The sequence below is a fragment of the Butyrivibrio sp. MC2013 genome (genome assembly GCF_000424585.1).
Taxonomy (GTDB): domain Bacteria; phylum Bacillota; class Clostridia; order Lachnospirales; family Lachnospiraceae; genus Butyrivibrio.
Genome location: NZ_AUKE01000010.1, coordinates 94097 through 112067, shown reverse-complemented (window position 1 = coordinate 112067; position 17971 = coordinate 94097). Strand labels below are relative to the sequence as shown.

18 protein-coding genes are annotated in these 17971 nt (G+C 45.5%); 16 read left to right on the top strand and 2 right to left on the bottom strand.

What is annotated here, in order from left to right; genetic code table 11:
• Positions 1-361: 361 nt before the first annotated feature.
• Both G636_RS0107685 and G636_RS0107680 read left to right on the top strand, forming a co-directional pair.
• Positions 362-1654 carry an adenylosuccinate synthase gene (locus G636_RS0107685; RefSeq protein WP_026507569.1) on the top strand — a complete coding sequence of 431 codons (1293 nt, stop codon included), beginning with the start codon at positions 362-364 and terminating at the stop codon, positions 1652-1654.
• Positions 1655-1666: 12 nt separating this feature from the next.
• A complete protein-coding gene (locus G636_RS0107680) occupies positions 1667-2566 on the top strand; it encodes an HAD family hydrolase (protein ID WP_051226707.1) in 900 nt (299 codons plus the stop codon).
• Here G636_RS0107680 and G636_RS0107675 read toward each other — a convergent pair whose 3' ends face one another.
• A complete protein-coding gene (locus tag G636_RS0107675) occupies positions 2567-3541 on the bottom strand; it encodes a LysR family transcriptional regulator (RefSeq protein WP_026507567.1) in 975 nt (324 codons plus the stop codon).
• 251 nt (positions 3542-3792) lie between these two features.
• Between G636_RS0107675 and infC the strand changes: the two genes are divergently transcribed.
• From infC to G636_RS20270, 11 genes are all read left to right on the top strand, one after another.
• The gene (gene infC / locus G636_RS0107670; RefSeq protein ID WP_026507566.1) at positions 3793-4314 is read left to right on the top strand and encodes a translation initiation factor IF-3; all 522 of its coding nucleotides are present in this window, start codon (positions 3793-3795) and stop codon (positions 4312-4314) included.
• Positions 4315-4356: 42 nt separating this feature from the next.
• The gene (gene rpmI / locus G636_RS0107665) at positions 4357-4557 is read left to right on the top strand and encodes a 50S ribosomal protein L35 (RefSeq protein WP_026507565.1); all 201 of its coding nucleotides are present in this window, start codon (positions 4357-4359) and stop codon (positions 4555-4557) included.
• 75 nt (positions 4558-4632) lie between these two features.
• Complete coding sequence (rplT, locus tag G636_RS0107660) at positions 4633-4989, top strand: 50S ribosomal protein L20 (protein ID WP_026507564.1); 357 nt, start codon at positions 4633-4635, stop codon at positions 4987-4989.
• Between the two features lie 80 nt (positions 4990-5069).
• A complete protein-coding gene (locus G636_RS0107655) occupies positions 5070-6512 on the top strand; it encodes an aminoacyl-histidine dipeptidase (protein ID WP_026507563.1) in 1443 nt (480 codons plus the stop codon).
• A gap of 114 nt (positions 6513-6626) precedes the next feature.
• Positions 6627-7187, top strand: a complete 561-nt coding sequence (locus G636_RS0107650; protein ID WP_026507562.1) for a TetR/AcrR family transcriptional regulator — start codon at positions 6627-6629, stop codon at positions 7185-7187.
• 77 nt (positions 7188-7264) lie between these two features.
• On the top strand, positions 7265-7603 hold the full coding sequence (locus G636_RS0107645; protein ID WP_242826937.1) for a DUF1858 domain-containing protein: 339 nt from the start codon (positions 7265-7267) through the stop codon (positions 7601-7603).
• A 467-nt stretch (positions 7604-8070) separates the two neighbouring features.
• Positions 8071-9789 (top strand): vWA domain-containing protein, encoded by a 1719-nt coding sequence (locus tag G636_RS0107640; RefSeq protein WP_026507560.1) that lies wholly within the window; start codon positions 8071-8073, stop codon positions 9787-9789.
• A gap of 60 nt (positions 9790-9849) precedes the next feature.
• The gene (locus G636_RS0107635) at positions 9850-10491 is read left to right on the top strand and encodes an RNA polymerase sigma factor (RefSeq protein ID WP_242826936.1); all 642 of its coding nucleotides are present in this window, start codon (positions 9850-9852) and stop codon (positions 10489-10491) included.
• Positions 10484-11215, top strand: coding sequence for a hypothetical protein (locus tag G636_RS0107630; protein WP_155832345.1), 732 nt, complete (start codon positions 10484-10486; stop codon positions 11213-11215). The genes G636_RS0107635 and G636_RS0107630 overlap by 8 nt, the downstream gene beginning before the upstream one ends.
• A gap of 72 nt (positions 11216-11287) precedes the next feature.
• The gene (locus G636_RS0107625; protein ID WP_026507557.1) at positions 11288-11698 is read left to right on the top strand and encodes a DUF1284 domain-containing protein; all 411 of its coding nucleotides are present in this window, start codon (positions 11288-11290) and stop codon (positions 11696-11698) included.
• 70 nt (positions 11699-11768) lie between these two features.
• The gene (locus G636_RS20270; protein ID WP_155832344.1) at positions 11769-11924 is read left to right on the top strand and encodes a hypothetical protein; all 156 of its coding nucleotides are present in this window, start codon (positions 11769-11771) and stop codon (positions 11922-11924) included.
• A 196-nt stretch (positions 11925-12120) separates the two neighbouring features.
• On the opposite strand, the gene G636_RS17780 is transcribed toward G636_RS20270, so the two are convergent.
• Complete coding sequence (locus tag G636_RS17780; protein WP_051226703.1) at positions 12121-12744, bottom strand: VanZ family protein; 624 nt, start codon at positions 12742-12744, stop codon at positions 12121-12123.
• Positions 12745-12909: 165 nt separating this feature from the next.
• On the opposite strand from G636_RS17780, the gene G636_RS0107605 reads away from it, so the two are divergent.
• Genes G636_RS0107605 through G636_RS0107595 form a run of 3 tightly spaced genes read left to right on the top strand, consistent with a single transcriptional unit; the run spans position 12910 to position 17941 of the window.
• Positions 12910-13437, top strand: coding sequence for a hypothetical protein (locus tag G636_RS0107605; protein ID WP_196803057.1), 528 nt, complete (start codon positions 12910-12912; stop codon positions 13435-13437).
• 29 nt (positions 13438-13466) lie between these two features.
• Positions 13467-14063, top strand: coding sequence for a TetR/AcrR family transcriptional regulator (locus G636_RS0107600; protein WP_026507554.1), 597 nt, complete (start codon positions 13467-13469; stop codon positions 14061-14063).
• A gap of 50 nt (positions 14064-14113) precedes the next feature.
• Positions 14114-17941 (top strand): phosphoribosylformylglycinamidine synthase, encoded by a 3828-nt coding sequence (locus tag G636_RS0107595; RefSeq protein WP_196803056.1) that lies wholly within the window; start codon positions 14114-14116, stop codon positions 17939-17941.
• Positions 17942-17971: the final 30 nt, after the last annotated feature.

Below are 17971 nucleotides of genomic sequence, written 5' to 3'. Positions count from 1 at the left end.
TCTTATTTTGATCTTAAATCCCTAAAACAGACGATTCTGATGAATGCAGTCTGTTTTGGGGATTTTTTGTTCAGAATGAGCTAAAGATAATCTGCTTTTTGGTTTTTTGGTGTTTGGAATGAGTATTATTTTGCCAGGACTATGTTTTAAAAGATTTGTCATTAGCATACCTTATATATAACATAAAAAATATTGATTTTACTTATAGAGAAATATGAGTTATAGTTACATAGTCACTGCGGTCATCATCGCTATTTGTTTTTGTGCTGATGAAGACTGTCAATCAGAGTCTTTAGGGGCTCTTTTAATAGAAAAGGCTTTTGGATGATAAAGGCTTTTTCTGATCTCAGGAGGAAATATAATGGTTAAGGCAGTAGTCGGAGCCAATTGGGGCGATGAAGGCAAAGGTAAGATCACAGACATGCTGGCAGACAGCGCTGACGTTGTTATCCGTTTTCAGGGCGGTGCTAACGCAGGTCATACTATTGTAAACAAGTACGGCAAGTTTGCTCTTCATACTATGCCCTCCGGCGTTTTTCACAGCCACATTATGAATATAATCGGTAACGGCATGGCTTTTGACATCCCTAAGTTCATGAATGAACTTAAGACAGTAACAGAGCAGGGTGTGCCCATGCCTCAGATCATGATCTCTGACAGGGTACAGGTCATGATGCCTTATCACGTTCTCTTTGATACCCTTGAGGAGGCCAGACTTGCAGGCAAGAGCTTTGGTTCTACCAAGTCAGGTATTGCTCCTTTCTATTCAGACAAGTTTGCCAAGATCGGTTGGCAGATCAACGAATTCTTCCAGGATGATGATGTGATCAGGGAAAAGATCGCAGGTATCGCAGCTATCAAGGATACCCTTCTGGTACACCTTTATCATACAGATCCCATTGATCAGGAAGCTCTCTTTAATACCATTGTAGAGTGGAGAGAGATGGTGCGCCCTTATATCGGCAACGTATCCGAGTATCTGGATAAAGCCATGAAGGAGGGCAAGACTATCCTTCTGGAGGGCCAGTTGGGCACCATGAAGGATCCCGATCATGGTATCTATCCTATGGTTACTTCTTCACACACACTTGCAGCTTATGGCGCTTTGGGCGCAGGCATTCCTCCTTATGAGATCAAGCAGGTGGTTGCTGTTACCAAGGCTTACTCTTCTGCAGTTGGAGCAGGTGAGTTTGTATCCGAGATCTTTGGTGAAGAAGCTGAGCTTATGAGAAATCACGGCGGTGACGGCGGTGAGTACGGCGCTACCACAGGAAGACCCAGACGTATGGGTTGGTATGACTGCGTAGCCAGCAAATATGGCTGCAGGCTGCAGGGTGCTACAGATGTAGCTTTCACTGTTCTGGATGATCTGGGATATCTGGATGAGATCAAGGTATGTGTAGCTTATGATATTGACGGCGTAGAGACTACAGAATTCCCTGTTACCAAGGACCTCAAGAGAGCAAAGCCTGTATACAAGACTCTTCCCGGATGGAAGTGCGATATCCGCGGTATCAGAAACTTTGATGAGCTGCCTGAAAATGCCAAGGCATATGTCAACTTCATTGAGGAACAGATTGGATTCCCTATCACCATGGTATCCAATGGACCTGCAAGAGAAGATATCATTTACAGGAACAGCCCTTTAAAATAAGGATATTTGATAATGAGTGATAATAAGAACAAATGGACATTTAAGCGCATAGCTGCGCTGGTGGGTGTGGTACTCCTCGTCGGCATGTATTTGGCACTTTTAGTCACAGCATTTATCATTCCGGAGAAGTCGTTAGAGCTCTTTTTTGGCGCTATCGGAGTGACTGTGGCGGTGCCTATCATGCTCTGGATCATCATTTGGATGGCAGGAGTGCTCACCGGCAGGCATACCATTGCATCCCTTGATGCCATGACTTCTAATATGGATCATGATAAATATGGTAATCCCATACCAAGAGAGCCTTCCGGCAGGATCACTACCATCATCTTTGACCTGGGTAATGTCCTTATAGACTTTTCCTGGAAGGAGATGCTCCTGGCCAAGGGGATCAAAGAGGAAGATATAGACCGCTTTGGCAAGGCCACTGTATTATCAAAGGATTGGCCTGAGATAGACAGAGGCGTAATGGAATATAAGGATATTCTGGGTCTATTTAAAAAGAATGATCCGGAAATAGCAGACGAGATAGACCGCGTATTTGCCGATCATGTAGGCATAGTGGCCTCAAGGCCCGGCTCAGCAGATCTGATCAAGGCATTAAAGAAGGCTCACTATCATCTCTACTTCCTGTCTAATTTTTCCAAGCAGGCACTGGAAGCAAACAGGGATGTGATGAGCATCATCGATATGATGGACGGAGGGATACTCAGCTACAAAGAAAAGCTCATAAAGCCTGATCCGGCCATATATGAGCTTCTCATAAAGAGGTACGACCTTGATCCTTCCAGATGCGTATTTATTGATGATACTCTTCCCAATGTGGAAGCGGCGCGAAAGCTTGGCATTGAAGCCATCCATTACCAGACTCTGGACCAGGTACTTGCAGAGCTTAAAAAGCTGGGAGTAAAGTGATCAGTGTGATACTTTGCTATTCTTTAATATGATATCCAAGAGACCCGAGGCAGCTGTAGACAATGGGTGCCTCGGGTCTGTTACTAGCCTGATCTGCCTGGGAGTGATGCGCTGCTTGAACAATAGCTCAAAGAGCCTGCCGCTTTCCAGGGAATCCCTGGCAAAGTCTCTCACGACGATACCTACGCCCAGTGACCTTTCTGCAAACTCCACGATCATATCACTGGTTGCCAGGCTGAATTCCGGCTTTAAAGTCACATGATTCTCTTCCAGGAATTTCCTGACATAATTACCGCTGGCGGTGTCTCCTTCCAGGGATATGAGAGGCATTTTTTCAAGCTCAGCGATATCCAGCATGTGATTCTTGTATTGTATAAAAGAGCGTCCTGCGACAAAGGTATCTCTGATCTCTTTGACATCAGTGTAACGAAGCACGGTCTCTGTGCCCTTTTCTCCCATCAGCAGCTCTTTTCTGCTGGGATTTTGGGCATATGGGACCGCTCTTATATTATCCGGAAAGGGAGATGAGACCACCCCGAAATCTATCTTGTCCTCAGAGAGAGCTTTCAGAGTCTCGGGAGTAGGTCCGTTGGTAACCGTGACCTTGATGCCGGGATAGAGATTGTGGAATATCTCAAGGTAGGGCAGGAGAAAGAAGCGCAGGGTCATGTCACTGGCGCCTATCCTGACCTGGCCGGCTTCCAGCTGCTGCATCTGCCATAGTCTCTTCTCGCCCTGGAGGATCTCGTCTATCCCGCGGCTGACATACTCATACAGAGACTCGCCTTCTGCAGTGAGCCGTATACCACGGCCGTTTCTGCTAAATAGAGAAAGACCAAGCTTTTTTTCCAATGCAGAGATCTGCTGGCTCACAGCGGGCTGACTGATGGACAGCTCCCTTGCTGCGGCTGTGATGCTGCCGGACTTTACCACATGATAGAAGACTTTGTAATATTCCAGATTGATATCTGACATTAGCTTTCCTCCAAAAGACAAAAAAATATGGAAAACCTATTGACAATAGGTGCTATGGGTGATAACCTAACTATGTTTGATAACAAAGCAGAGTATCCACTCTCACCCTGCGGCATCGCCAGCAGGTGTTTATATTTTCAAACAATACTTTTTCGTACGGTTTGATTATAAGTGGATGCGTCTTGCGTGTCCACTTTTTTTGATCCCTAATGGGGATCCGGGATTAGCTATCAGGCTATTTCTGCTGAGTCTTGGAGGTAAAGACCATTAACGACTTATTTATTAACGAACAGATCAGAGATAAGGAAGTCCGTGTCATTGGACCGGACGGAGAACAGCTTGGTGTAATGTCTATTCAGGATGCCAGAAAGGCTGCAGAGGAAGCTGGTGTGGATCTTGTTAAGATCGCTCCCGGCGCTAAGCCCCCGGTATGTAGAATTGTAGATTACGGTAAGTTCAAGTATGAACAGCTTCGCAAACAGAAGGAAGCTCGTAAGAAACAGAAGACTGTTGAGATCAAGGAGATACGTATTTCTCCCAACATCGACACCAACGATCTTAATACCAAGATCGCGGCTGCTAGGAAATTCCTTACAAAGGGCAACCGTGTCAAGATTACCATGCGATTCCGTGGACGTGAGATGGCCCATATGGGTGCCAGCATTCACATCCTTATAGATCTGGCCAAGGAGCTGGAGGATTGCGCTGTTATTGAGAGACAGCCCAAGGCAGAAGGCAGGAGCATGGTTATGTTCCTGGCTGAGAAGAAATAAGAGTGAACAGGCAGATCATTTAAGAAACAGGAGGATATTATCATGCAGCAGAAAATGAAGACTAAAAGAGCAGCTGCCAAGCGCTTCAAATTAACAGGTACAGGCAAGCTTATGAGAAATAAGGCATATAAGCGCCACATTCTGACTAAGAAGTCCACAAAGAGAAAGAGAAATCTTCGTCAGGCTACACTGGTAGATGCTACAAACGTAAAGACAATGAGGAAGATTCTTCCCTACGTTTAATCTGTTGAAGATGCTTTGAATCAGATCCCTTTTTTAACTATGGGATCATGTCGGATTTTTTAGGAGGAAATTAAAATGGCTAGAATCAAAGGTGCATTAAATGCCAAGAAGAGACATAACAGAGTATTAAAGCTCGCTAAGGGCTATAGAGGAGCTCGTTCCAAGCAGTACAGGATTGCTAAGCAGTCCGTTATGAGAGCACTTACAAGTGCATTTGCTGGTCGTAAGCAGAAGAAGAGAGATATGAGATCTCTGTGGATCGTTCGTATCAATGCTGCTGCAAGACTGAACGGAATGTCCTACAGCACATTCATGCACGGCCTCAAGCTGGCTGGTGTTGACATCAACCGCAAGATGCTTGCTGAGATGGCTGTAAACGATGCTGAAGGCTTTGCAACTCTTACAGAGCTTGCTAAGAAGCAGACTGCATAATTTGTATATCGTTACAACAAGCTTTAGGCCTGCTGTTCACAGACTGTGAGCGGCAGGCTTTTCTGTTTTAGGAGGTATTTATGGGCGTATTGGACAATCTGGAACCTAAGGGAGTGTTCCACTTTTTTGAGGAGATCACGCAGATCCCGCATGGATCAGGTAATCTTCAGGCTATCAGTGATTATCTGGTGAACTTTGCAAAGGACAGAGGACTTAAATATATCCAGGATGAGGCTCTCAATGTTATTATATTTGCCCCTGCCACAGCAGGATATGAGGACAGGGAACCGGTGATCCTTCAGGGCCATATGGATATGGTGGCTGTACATGATGATGATCTGGATATTGATATGACCAGGGAGCCTTTGAAGATTGCTACTGACGGTGAGAAGATCTGGGCCAAGGGTACAAGCCTTGGTGGTGACGATGGTATAGCTGTTGCATACTGCCTGGCTATCCTGGATTCTGACAGCATTCCTCATCCTCCTCTTGAGATTGTCATTACGACCAATGAAGAGACAGGAATGGACGGAGCATTTGCTATTGACCTGTCTATGCTCAGGGGCAAGCAGCTGATCAATCTTGATTCAGAGACAGAGGGTGTGCTCCTCACATCATGCGCCGGCGGAGCCAGATTTGCCACTCACGTTGCGCTTAGCAGAGTGCATAGAAGTGGTACAGCTTATGACGTAGAGATCAAGGGACTCCTGGGCGGTCATTCAGGAGTAGAGATCATCAAGGAGCATGGCAATGCCAATCTTATCATGGGCAGGATCCTGGCTGATCTCTATAGTAAGGCTGATATATCTCTGGTATCTATATCAGGAGGTGTTGCAGACAATGCTATTCCCAGGTCAGCTGTAGCTACAGTGATCCTTCCTGATGAGAAGAGCGAAGAAGAACTGAAAGCTGCTCTTGACTGCGTATATACAGAAGTCAAGAATGAACTGGCTGTAAAGGATCCTGATGTAAGATTTGAGCTGACCAAAAAGGGAAGGGGTACCTTTGATTGCATGGATGCCAAGTCTATGAAGAATGTATACAGGCTGATCCTTGCTCTTCCCAATGGCATACAGGCTATGAGCATATCTGTTCCCGGTCTTGTTGAGACCAGTCTCAATCTGGGAGTGATATCTACAGATGACAAGGCTGTAAATTTGGAGTATTCAGTAAGGAGTAGTGTTGAATCTGCCAAGAATAATCTTCTTCACAGATTGACTATCATATCCAGGGCATTTGGCTGCGAATGTGAGATCACAGCACCTTATCCCGGCTGGCCTTTCAAGGTTAATTCCAAGCTCCGTGAGCATATGGCAGCTGTCTATAAGGAAATGTTCGGTAAGGAAGCCAGGATTGAAGCCCTTCATGCGGGAGTAGAGTGCGGCCTCTTCTCAGAGAAGATATCCGGTCTTGACTGCATCTCTATAGGCCCTGATATGGAAGGTGTTCATACTACTGCAGAAAAACTTGGTGTTGAATCTTCAAAGAGGACCTTTGAATATCTCTGTGCTGTGTTAAAATAAAGATTGAGAGTAATTAGTTGTAGCTTACTTGTTATAAGGGGTGTTTGGTATTGAGAGCATATCACCTGCTGCGATCATCACCGGACGAATAAATATAATATTGGGAGGCAAGCTATGGATGAGTCTCGAAAGAGGATCCTGGAAGCGATCCTTGTACAGTACAGAGAAAAAGATCTGAAATTCACAATGGATGATATTGCCAGTCAGCTTCATATGAGCAAGAAGACTATTTATCGCATATATCGTGATAAAGAGGAGATGCTTAGTGATATGGTGGACTATATGTTCGACATTATCCGTAGCAACAGGAAGCAATATAAGGTGGACTGCGCTTTATCTATTCCTGAGAAGCTCAGAAAGATGATGGGTGGTCTTCCGGACTCCTATCAGGATATGGATTTTAATAAGCTCTATATTCTGTCTGAAAGATATCCTAAGGTTTATGCTAAAATCAATAGCATGATGCAGAAGGACTGGAATGAGATTATGGATCTCATCAGAGAGGGACAGAAGGAAGGCTCTATCAGAGAGGTTAGTGTCGATTCGGTGGCACTTCTTATTGAGGCATTTATGGAGAAACTCCTTAGCACTAATACCCTTGAAAAAACCGGTGTTGACTACAGAGATGCTATGAATACTATGTTAACTATAGTAATGGATGGCCTCATCAAGTAATTTTTAATATTTAAATAATTGTGTAAAATTCATTTTAGCTGTACAATGGAGTCATCTTGTTTTAGGAGGAAAAATTAATGAGTCTTAAGGATATATTATTTGGTAGTGAGGAAGAGATCATGAATACTCCTGTCAATGAAGATGCTGAGAAGGCAGGCGCTGAGGCAGCAGCAAAGGCTATGTCAGGCGATAGTGATAAGAAGGAGAGCGGAGAGATCACCTCAGATATGCTTGTAGGCGAGATCATTGCAAAGCATCCTTCTACAGCCCAGTTCCTTATGGATTGCGGTATGGAGTGCATATTCTGTCCTGCATCCCAGATGGAGTCTCTGGCTGAGGCATGTGCTGTACACGGCATAGACGGCGATGAGATCTGCGCTGCACTTAATGAGCAGATTGAGTCATATAAGGAGTAAAACAAGATTAGTGTGCAAGCACACTAATTTGACATAATGTGCGAAGCACATTATGAGAACAAGTCGGTGCAAATATTGTTGTAGGAATGGGCTTTTCGGTGAGTATCTCATCGGAAAGCCTTTTTTGTTGCACAAGACCGGCAAGCGAATGGATGCTTGCATACAAATTCATTTGCCGGTCGTAAGAACATGGAGCACTAAGTGCGGAATGTTCGTGTGCGAAATCGAGTAGGAGTCAGCCTACTCGATTGGTACATACTGACAATTGAATCTATCTTTGCGTGTAAATTTGATTACGCACTAAAACAGAAAAAAATTTTTGATAGCTGCAACAATTTCATAAGCCTCTCTGTATATATAGTAGAAGCGCACAGATACCCAGCGGTTGGCGATAGGGTTAAAGTCTGGGTGATGCGCGAGGGATAATGAAAAAGTTTACTGATAACTATATTAACGGAGGGTAACTTATGAAAAAGAAAATGCTGGTAACAATGATCACTTCTACATCAATCCTGGCCGGTGCCCTCACTGGCTGTGGGGCTTCATCTTATGTGCAGGAGACTACAAGCTCTTCTGACCAGATAGGTACAGGCTCAAATAAAGGAGCGATAAGATCTGATTCATCAGATAAGGCAACTGTAGAGACGATGCCGATAGCAGAAGAGGCATCAGATTATGATTATGCTGTAGAAGGAGATACTGCATATGATATGGACCAGCCTGTATTAGCTGCGCAGGATGCAGGCGCAACCGCGGAGGCTATGGCTGAAGACTGTTGGATATACTACGATGAACCCACAGGCGAGACCTATCAGGAATATGAGGAGAATGGCTATAGCCTGGCTCAGACAACACCTCTTTCTACATTTGCTGCAGATGTGGATACTGCATCATATGCTAATGTGAGAAGGATGATCGAAGACGGCTACTATGGCATGGATATTGATCCTGCAGCAGTCAGACCTGAAGAATTCATTAACTATTTTCACTATGATCTGAAGGGACCTTCTAAGGGCAATAAATTCGGAGTGACTACTGAAGTATCTGCATGCCCCTGGAATGAGGACCACCAGCTGATGTTCGTGGGAGTAAAGGCGGAAGACAAGCTGGATGGCAAGGTGCCGGAGAGCAATCTGGTATTTCTCATTGATGTATCCGGCTCCATGGATTCCCGTGACAAGCTGGATCTCCTCAAGACATCACTTAAGGATATGATCGACAATATAGATTGCAAGGGTACTATGTCTATCGTGACCTATGCCAGCCAGGAAGAGGTGCTCCTTGATGGCGTGAGCTTTAAGGACAAGAAAGATGTCATAAATGCTATAGATAATCTCTATGCAGATGGTGCTACCAATGGCGAAAAAGGCATACAGATGGCTTATGAGATCGCAGAGCGTAATTATATCGAAGGCGGCAATAACAGGATCATCATGTGCACAGACGGTGACCTCAATGTAGGTATAAATAATCCTGATGATCTGGAGAAGTTTATCAAAGAGAAAAAAGAAAGCGGCGTATTCCTTTCAGTTCTGGGATTTGGTGATGGCAATTACAGAGACGATATGCTGGAGAGAGTAGCAGACTATGGTAATGGCAATTATTCATATATAGATTCCAAGCTTGAAGGCCACAAGGTCCTGGTGGAAGAGATGACATCTACACTGGTAACTGTAGCCAAGGATGTGAAGTTCCAGATTGAATTCAATCCTGCCAAGGTCAATTCCTACAGACTCATTGGTTATGAGAACAGGGTAATGGATGCTGCTGACTTTAATGATGACAGCAAGGATGGCGGCGAGATGGGTGCAGGTCACACTGTAGTAGCCCTTTATGAGATAGTACCTGCAGATGGCAAGGATGCTATAGAGCTGAAGTACCAGAATGGGACTGATTCAGCATCTGATGATTATGCAACACTTAAGCTCAGATACAAGGAGCCTGACGGAGCAAAGTCCAGACTTGAGACATATGTTGTTGATAAAAAGGCTTATAAGGAAAACGCCGGCGAGAATCTGACCTTTGCAGGCCTTGTAGCAGAATTTGCTCTTATATTGGGCGATAGCGATCATGCAGGCAGTGCAAGCCTTGATCATATCAGAAATGAGTTTAAGAATCTAAAGAATATTGATGAGTACCAGGAGGAATTCTATCAGCTGGTAAGGCTTGTGGAAAAGAGAGGATAAAGAGGCCTAATCATGATATACTATCCTTTGTGAACCGTAACTAATAGGCGGAGGATAGTAATGGAAGAAATACTCATATGGCAGCCGGTATCCAGGCGGCGCATATTAGCTGATAAAGTATACAGGATACTTAGCAGGATAAGAATTTTTGCAGCGGCTGCTCTGCATATGGCAGGAGCTAGTCTATATATGGCAGGAGCTGAGGGAGCTGTCGGCTTTGTGACAGATCATTCAGCAAGAGCAGCATTCCTTATAGACAATTATGGTAACAGTATTCTCAGAGTGGCATATTCGTATCTCCACAATATGACAGACGCTGAGGATATCCTTCAGGATACGCTGGTTCAGTACATTAAGACAAGGCCTCTCCTGGAATCTCCGGCACATGAGAAGGCATGGCTCCTGCGTGTTGCAGCTAATCTTAGCAAAAACAAGATAGACTACAAGAAGGTTCGTGAAGCAGACGAACTAATGGAGGAACTGGTCGCTGAAGAAGAGGAGGATCTGGCATTTGTATGGGAAGCTGTTAAGTCGCTTCCTGATAATAACAGGGAGGTGATTCACCTCTTTTACCATGAGGGCTATTCTACTGCGGAGATAGCCTCTATCCTGGGACGTAAGGAAGCAACGATCCGTTCCGACCTCAAAAGAGGCAGGGACAGGCTAAAGAAAATATTGAAGGAGGCGTATGACTTTGAGTAAATATGATGAGCTGATAAGCAAAGTCGAAGTGACAGCTGAGATGCGCGCCAGGATCCTTCAAAATATTGAAAAAGATTTGAGCGGCAATGCTCCCGGCATTTTGACAGGTGATACTACGGGCCAGCAATCCGATAAGATTGTAAAAAGACCGGGTGAGGATAACGGATCAAAAGAACTTGAAAAGGACAAGAAGAGAAAAGCCCGTATATATAGCTTTAGCAGGATAGCTGCAGCGGCTGCTGCCTTTATGCTGCTGGCAGGCGGCAGCTATCTCTTCTTCAACGTCCTCTCAGGAGGCAATCACAGCTCTGAGCCTATATCAGATACCAGCTCCTACTATGAGGAGGCAGCTGAGCCTTATGAAGAAGGGGGAGAAGGTGAAGCATACGAATCTGCTGCAGAAACAGCGGAAAGTGAAGCTGTAGAAGAATCGGCAGAATATGAGGATGCAGAAGCAGCTTCAGAAGCAGAAACAGCTACAGAAGAAGCTGCTGCGGAGTTTGAGCCTGCAGAGTCTGCATCTGATGCATTAGCTGAAGCAGAAGGGACTGGCGCCAAAGCTTCTGATGACGACGCTGAATATGCTCCCATATTCGAACCACCCATGAGCTCTGAAGAAGACTCTGGGATCCTGCACGGCCCGGATAATAGCGGCTCCCATAGCCTTATAAGACTGATCGTGGAGATAATAGAAGCGATCATGGATCTTTTCAGTGGAATATAAAAGGTCTTTGGAGAAGCCGGGATATAAAAATAGAGATTACTATTTAAAGGATTGCTTAAGATTGGGAATAAGATGAGTAAGTTTTTAAGACCACATCATGGAATGTGCTTTCAATTCTATGAAGGCAAGGGCTATAGCGCCGATTTCACCGATCATATGGGACGAGTGATCAAAGAGCTTGAAGCAGATCCTGCACAAAAGCTGCTGCTGAAGGCAGAAACAGATATTGTATGTGAGAACTGTCCAAATAATAATAGCGGTATTTGCAGCACCCGGGAGAAGGTGCAGCGATACGATGAAGCAGTCCTAAAGGCTTGCGGCCTTGATGAAGCTGGCGAGATCTCTTTTGCACGGTTTATAGAACTTGTAAAGGACAAGATAATTGATGCGGGTATCCGCGGCGATATTTGCGGCGATTGCAGTTGGGACTATATTTGCAGGGATAAGAAAAGCCGTTATGAAGAAGGCGATATCTGCTGCTGATTTACTTGCGGACGTGTACTAATTGAGGCAGAGATATTGATAACGGTGATCTGATCAAAAGGAGGCGCGTATGGCAGTATACAGATGCATGTCTTGTGGCTACATTTTTGATGAGGAGAAAGAGGGCAAGAGTATCAAAGATATAGATCAGTGCCCGAGATGCAAGCAACCGGACGATAGGTTTGTATTGGTTGAAGATAAAGACATTAAAAAACCGAATCCATAATCAAATGGATTCGGTTAGCAGGGGAACAGCGATTCGAACGCTGATGGACGGTTTTGGAGACCGTAATACTAGCCATTGTATGACTCCCCTATTTATTTGATCATTAGCTTTGAACTCGCCGCCAACGAAAGTAATTATAGCAAAGCCAGGAGGGCTATGCAAGAGTTTTTTATAAAAACATGCATTTTTTAGCAGCTCATTCTCTAATCTTGCGTATTGCATAGCAGATCCCCACCGCGGCCATGGCGCCAAGGCTGTCTATGATCACGTCACGGAACTGGGGGGAGCGACCTGCTGTAAAGGACTGGTGGAACTCGTCCAGGCAGGCATATATGGCACAGAAGATCACAGCGATGAGCCCCTTTTTGCGGCCCTTGACCTTGTATACATACAGGGGCAGCATCACGCATAGCGCCAGTATAAAGTATTCTGAGAAATGTGCAGCCTTTCTTATAAAGAATTCGTAGCTTCTGGCTCTTCCTTCAATATTGAAACGGCTCAGTCCTAAAGTGAAGATGTTGTTAATTAAGCTTACGATCCCGTAGGACGCCCTGTAGCTCAGTCCTGCAGATTCTTCTCCTGTCTGAGCGGAGAAGGAATATATGCTGCCCATACTGATAAGGGCAGGTATCACAGAACTGGCTTTGGCCAGTTCTTTTGCGAAAGGGAGTGCCCTTCCGGTTCCAATGCTTTCGCTATCCCCAAAGGCACCTGTCACCAGATTGCTGTTTTTGGAAGGAGCGTTTTTGCCTTCCAGGACTCTGATCTCATCCTCTTTATATGTATTTTCTAAAGCGTTTCCACCGCTTCTTCTTGCCATAACAGACTTTTCCTCATTTATTTGATCTACAATCACCATCCATATTTATATCACATGTGATACAATTTTTATATAAGAAAAGACCTTATTTTATTTTTAGAACGTTTGTTCAAAAAAATCGTGAGTGTAGCCCAAATATTTGGAGAATCGCCCTCTATACAATTTATGACAGCAATGTTATTATTATGCGGAAGTTGGAGAATAGGGGCGTTGAAAGGCAGGCAGATCATGTCAGACATGTCATTAAACGAGAACAGTACCCAGGATATTGTCAATCGTTACAGACAGAGCGTAGCCGTACTCGCCAAGTTTTTACCCTGGCTTCGGGAGCATGCCAAGAAGGATGTCTCCACCAAGTATGATAACTCCGAAATGGGGCATACTATCCCTTTCCCTGTATATGATTCGACTTTGCTCAATTTTGTTAAGACCGCTCAGGGAAGCGGGATCATGAATCGCAACTATGTCTATCTCTATTCCAAATATCATATCAGCGGCGTGCAGGATGAGCTTCGTATCATCGAGCAGGCTGATATCATGAGAATGGACGACCTGAGAGATATTCTTTCCAGATATATTCTGGAGGGTAATGTCAAGGGCGAGCTCTGGTCTGAAGGTGTCAGAAGCGGAGTGATGGAGAGGGCTGTCACCAAAATGCAGGAGCTGATCGAGTTCTGGGATAAGCAGAGCTGAACCCCTGCTAAGCTATTATTGAGGGCGCGATGGGAGCAAAATCTGAGCACAAGAAGAAGTATATCGTCAGCAAGGCCCGTGATGTTTTTGCTGAAAAAGGTTTCAAGGGAGTGACGATGAAGGATATAGTGGACGCATGTGATATCAGTCGCGGCGGCCTTTATCTTTATTTTTCCGATACAGCTCAGCTTTTCCAGTGCGTAATGGATGCAGAGAATGAGGAATCAGAGTCTTTCGAGAATGATATCCCGGAAGGCGATGTTCCTGTTTCATCCATGCTGGCTCTCTTTATCCGTCAGCAGAAGAAGGAGATCCTGAGAAAGAAGGGCAGTATCCTTCAGGCTATGATCGAATACTATACCTGTAATAAGACACCTTCTGCCGAGAACTATGTAAAGCAGAAGTTTGATGGCGTTTGTGAGACCATTGAGAAGCTTATTAATGAAGGTGTGGAGAATTCAGAATTTGAGTGCTACGATCCTCAGGGCTGTGCCAGAAATATGGCATATGTATTTGAGGGACTTAAGCTAATGGCAGTATCTACAGGTATCAGCGAAGCTGCCGTTGACAGAGAGATCTTATATATTCTGCAGGGCCTGGTACCGGCAGACGAATATGTTAATTAATGTGCTTCAGGTTTTCCCGGAGCACTTTTTTATAAGGAGAAATGAGGTTTATGGTAAGACGAGTCTATGTTGAGAAGAAAAAGCCCTTTGCGGTCAAGGCAGAGGAACTCCATGAGGAGATCAGAGGATTCCTGGGGATCTCATCTGTAACACAGGTCAGAGAGCTGATTCGTTATGATGTGGAAAACATATCAGACGATGTATTCGAGAAAGCTTGCAGTGGTGTCTTTGCTGAACCCCCTGTTGATAATCTTTACAGAGAGAGCTTTGAGGCTGCAGATGGCGACCTGATCTTCAGCGTTCAGGCCCTGCCCGGACAGTTTGATCAGCGTGCCGATTCTGCTGAGCAGTGTATCGGCTTTATCAAGGGTGATGAGCGCCCTGTAGTCCGCACAGCTATCACTTATGTGATCAGCGGAGACCTTACAGAGGCAGAAGCTGAGAAGATCAAGGGCTATGTAGTAAACCCTGTTGATTCCGGCATTGTAAGTGAAGATAAAGCAGAGACTCTCTATGAAGAGTATCCTGAGCCTGAGAATGTTAAGAGCTTTGACGGCTTTGCGGATATGAAGGAAGAAGACCTGAAGGCTCTCTATGACAGCCTGGGTCTTGCCATGACCTTTAATGATTTTAAATGGATACAGACCTATTTCCATGATGATGAGCACAGGGATCCTACAGTAACAGAGATTCGCGTGCTTGATACATACTGGTCCGATCATTGCAGACATACCACCTTCGGAACAGAGCTAAGGAATATCTCTTTTGAAGATGGTTTTTACCGCGGACCTATTGAAGATTCCTACAAAGAGTACCTTACAGCCAGGGATGAGCTTTATACAGATCCAGCCAAGAAGGAAGAGAAGTTTATCTCTCTGATGGATCTGGCCCTTGTGGGTATGAAGAAGCTCAAGAAGGACGGCAAGCTCACAGACATGGAAGAGTCTGAAGAGAACAATGCCTGCACAGTTGTGGTACCTGTTGAAGCAGAGTATAACGGCGAAAAGGTAACTGAGAACTGGCTGGTATTCTTTAAGAATGAGACACACAACCATCCTACAGAAATAGAGCCTTTTGGTGGTGCAGCCACATGTCTGGGCGGTGCTATCAGAGATCCCCTGTCAGGCAGAGGTTATGTATATCAGGCTATGCGTGTTACAGGCGCTGCCGATCCTACAGTACCTGTTTCAGAGACCTTAAAGGGCAAACTTCCTCAGAAGAAGCTGGTAACAGGAGCAGCTCAGGGTTATTCCTCATATGGTAACCAGATCGGTCTGGCTACAGGCTATGTCAAGGAAGTATATCATCAGGGCTATGTGGCTAAGCGTATGGAGATCGGTGCTGTTATGGGCGCTGCTCCCCAGAAGAGTGTCATGAGAAAGTCTGCTGATCCCGGTGATGTGATCATCCTCCTGGGCGGCAGGACCGGTAGAGACGGTATTGGTGGAGCTACAGGTTCCTCCAAGGCTCATGATAACAAGTCACTGACCAGCTGCGGAGCTGAGGTCCAGAAGGGTAATGCTCCCACAGAACGTAAGCTCCAGAGACTCTTTAGAAGAACTGAAGTATCCTCTATCATCAAGAAGTGCAATGACTTTGGCGCAGGCGGTGTATCAGTAGCCATCGGCGAGCTGGCACCCGGACTTGATATCAATCTGGACCTGGTACCCAAGAAGTATGCAGGTCTTGATGGAACTGAGCTTGCTATATCCGAGTCTCAGGAGAGAATGGCAGTAGTAGTTGACCCTGCAGATGTGGACAAGTTCCTGGGCTATGCAGCTGAAGAGAACCTTGAAGCTGTCACAGTTGCTGTAGTAACTGAGGATCCCAGACTGGTGCTTAACTGGAGAGGTCAGAAGATTGTAGATATCGCCAGGAGCTTCCTTGATACCAACGGAGCTCACCAGGAGACAGATGTACAGGTAGAGATACCTGCCAGAGAAGATAATTATTTTGACAAGATAGCATGTGACAAGGCTGCTGCAGAGCTTGAAAAGGGCAATGTAAGAGAGGCTGTCCTTGCTGAGATGGCTGACCTTAATGTATGTTCCCAGAAGGGTCTTGTAGAGAGATTTGATGCTTCCATCGGTGCTGCATCTGTAGAGATGCCTTATGGTGGTAAGTATCAGCTTACAGAGACACAGAACATGATCGCCAAGCTCCCTGTGCTGGGCGGAGATACAGATACCGTTACCATGATGGCATACGGCTTTGATCCTTATCTCTCCTCCTGGAGCCCTTATCACGGCAGCGTATACGCAGTGACAGAGTCTGTATCCAGGATCGTAGCAGGAGGCGGCGCGCTTAAGGATATCCACTTCACCTTCCAGGAATTCTTTAAGCATATGCTCACCGGAAGCCTTGAAAAGGGCGAGATCGCCAATGCTTCCAGATGGTCACAGCCTTTCACGGCTCTCCTTGGAGCTATGGAAGCACAGCTGAGATTTGGCAAGGCATCCATTGGCGGTAAGGATTCCATGTCAGGCTCCTTTAACGATATCAACGTTCCGCCTACACTGGTATCCTTTGCAGTAGATATCGCAAAGACAGGCGACGTGATCACACCTGAGCTTAAGGCGGCAGGAGATAAGCTTATAGAGCTCTCTCTGCCAAGAGACGAATATGATCTGCCTGTATACGACAAGCTCATAGAGCTCTATGAGGCAGTTACAGAGCTTGAGAGACAGGGCCTTGTAAAGGCAGCGTATGCAGAGGATTCCTACGGTCTTATAGCTTCACTTGCCAAGATGAGCTTTGGTAACAAGCTGGGCGTAAGCGTTGATCCTTCACTTAAGGCAGCAGACCTTTTTGCTAATAACATGGCTTCACTGCTTCTTGAAGTAGACAGTGCCGATGCTGACAAGTTCCTGGCACTGCCTGGCAGCAGGATGGTTGCTACAGTTACTGATAAGGCAGCATTTGAGCTTGAAGGCATAGAGATAGACATCGAGGATATGCTTGCGGCATGGACAGGCAAGCTTGACAAGGTATTCCCTTCAGCTGCAGGCCATGATAATACATCTGTCGCAGCAGAGCTCTTTGAGACATCAAATGTATATGTCTGCAAAAACAAGGTTGCAAAGCCCAGGGTATTCATTCCTGTATTCCCAGGCAGCAACTGTGAGTATGATTCAGCAAAGGCATTTGAGAATGCAGGCGCTGAGACTGATATCAGGATCTTCAGGAACAGGACTCCGGAAGATATATATGAATCTGTAGAAGAGTTTGCAAGGGCTATAGATGATGCTCAGATCATCATGTTCCCCGGCGGTTTCTCCGCAGGTGACGAGCCTGACGGATCTGCCAAGTTCTTTGCTACAGCATTTGCAAATGAGAAGATCAAAGAGTCTGTTCAGGGTATGCTGGACAAGAGAGACGGACTGGTACTTGGTATCTGTAACGGCTTCCAGGCTATCATCAAGCTGGGCCTGGTACCAAACGGCGCTGTAACAGGGCAGACTGCAGATTCACCTACACTGACCTTCAACACCATCGGCAGACATATCTCCAAGATGGCTTACCTTAAGCTTGTGAGCAACAAGAGCCCCTGGCTGAGACTTGCTGAGGTAGGCAAGGTTTACACCAATCCTGCATCTCACGGCGAAGGAAGATTTGTTGCATCCGATGAAGTTATAGACGGACTCTTTAAGAACGGCCAGGTTGCATTTCAGTATTGTGATGTAGATGGCAATGTGACTATGGATTCCGAGTGGAACATCAACGGTTCCTACAGAGCTATCGAGGGTATCACTTCACCTGACGGAAGATGTCTGGGTAAGATGTGCCACGCTGAGCGAAGAGGTGACGGCGTAGCTCTTAATATCTACGGAGAACAGGATCTGAAGATCTTCGAATCCGGTGTTTCATATTTCAGATAATAAAGTGCAATGACGCATCATCCGGACAGG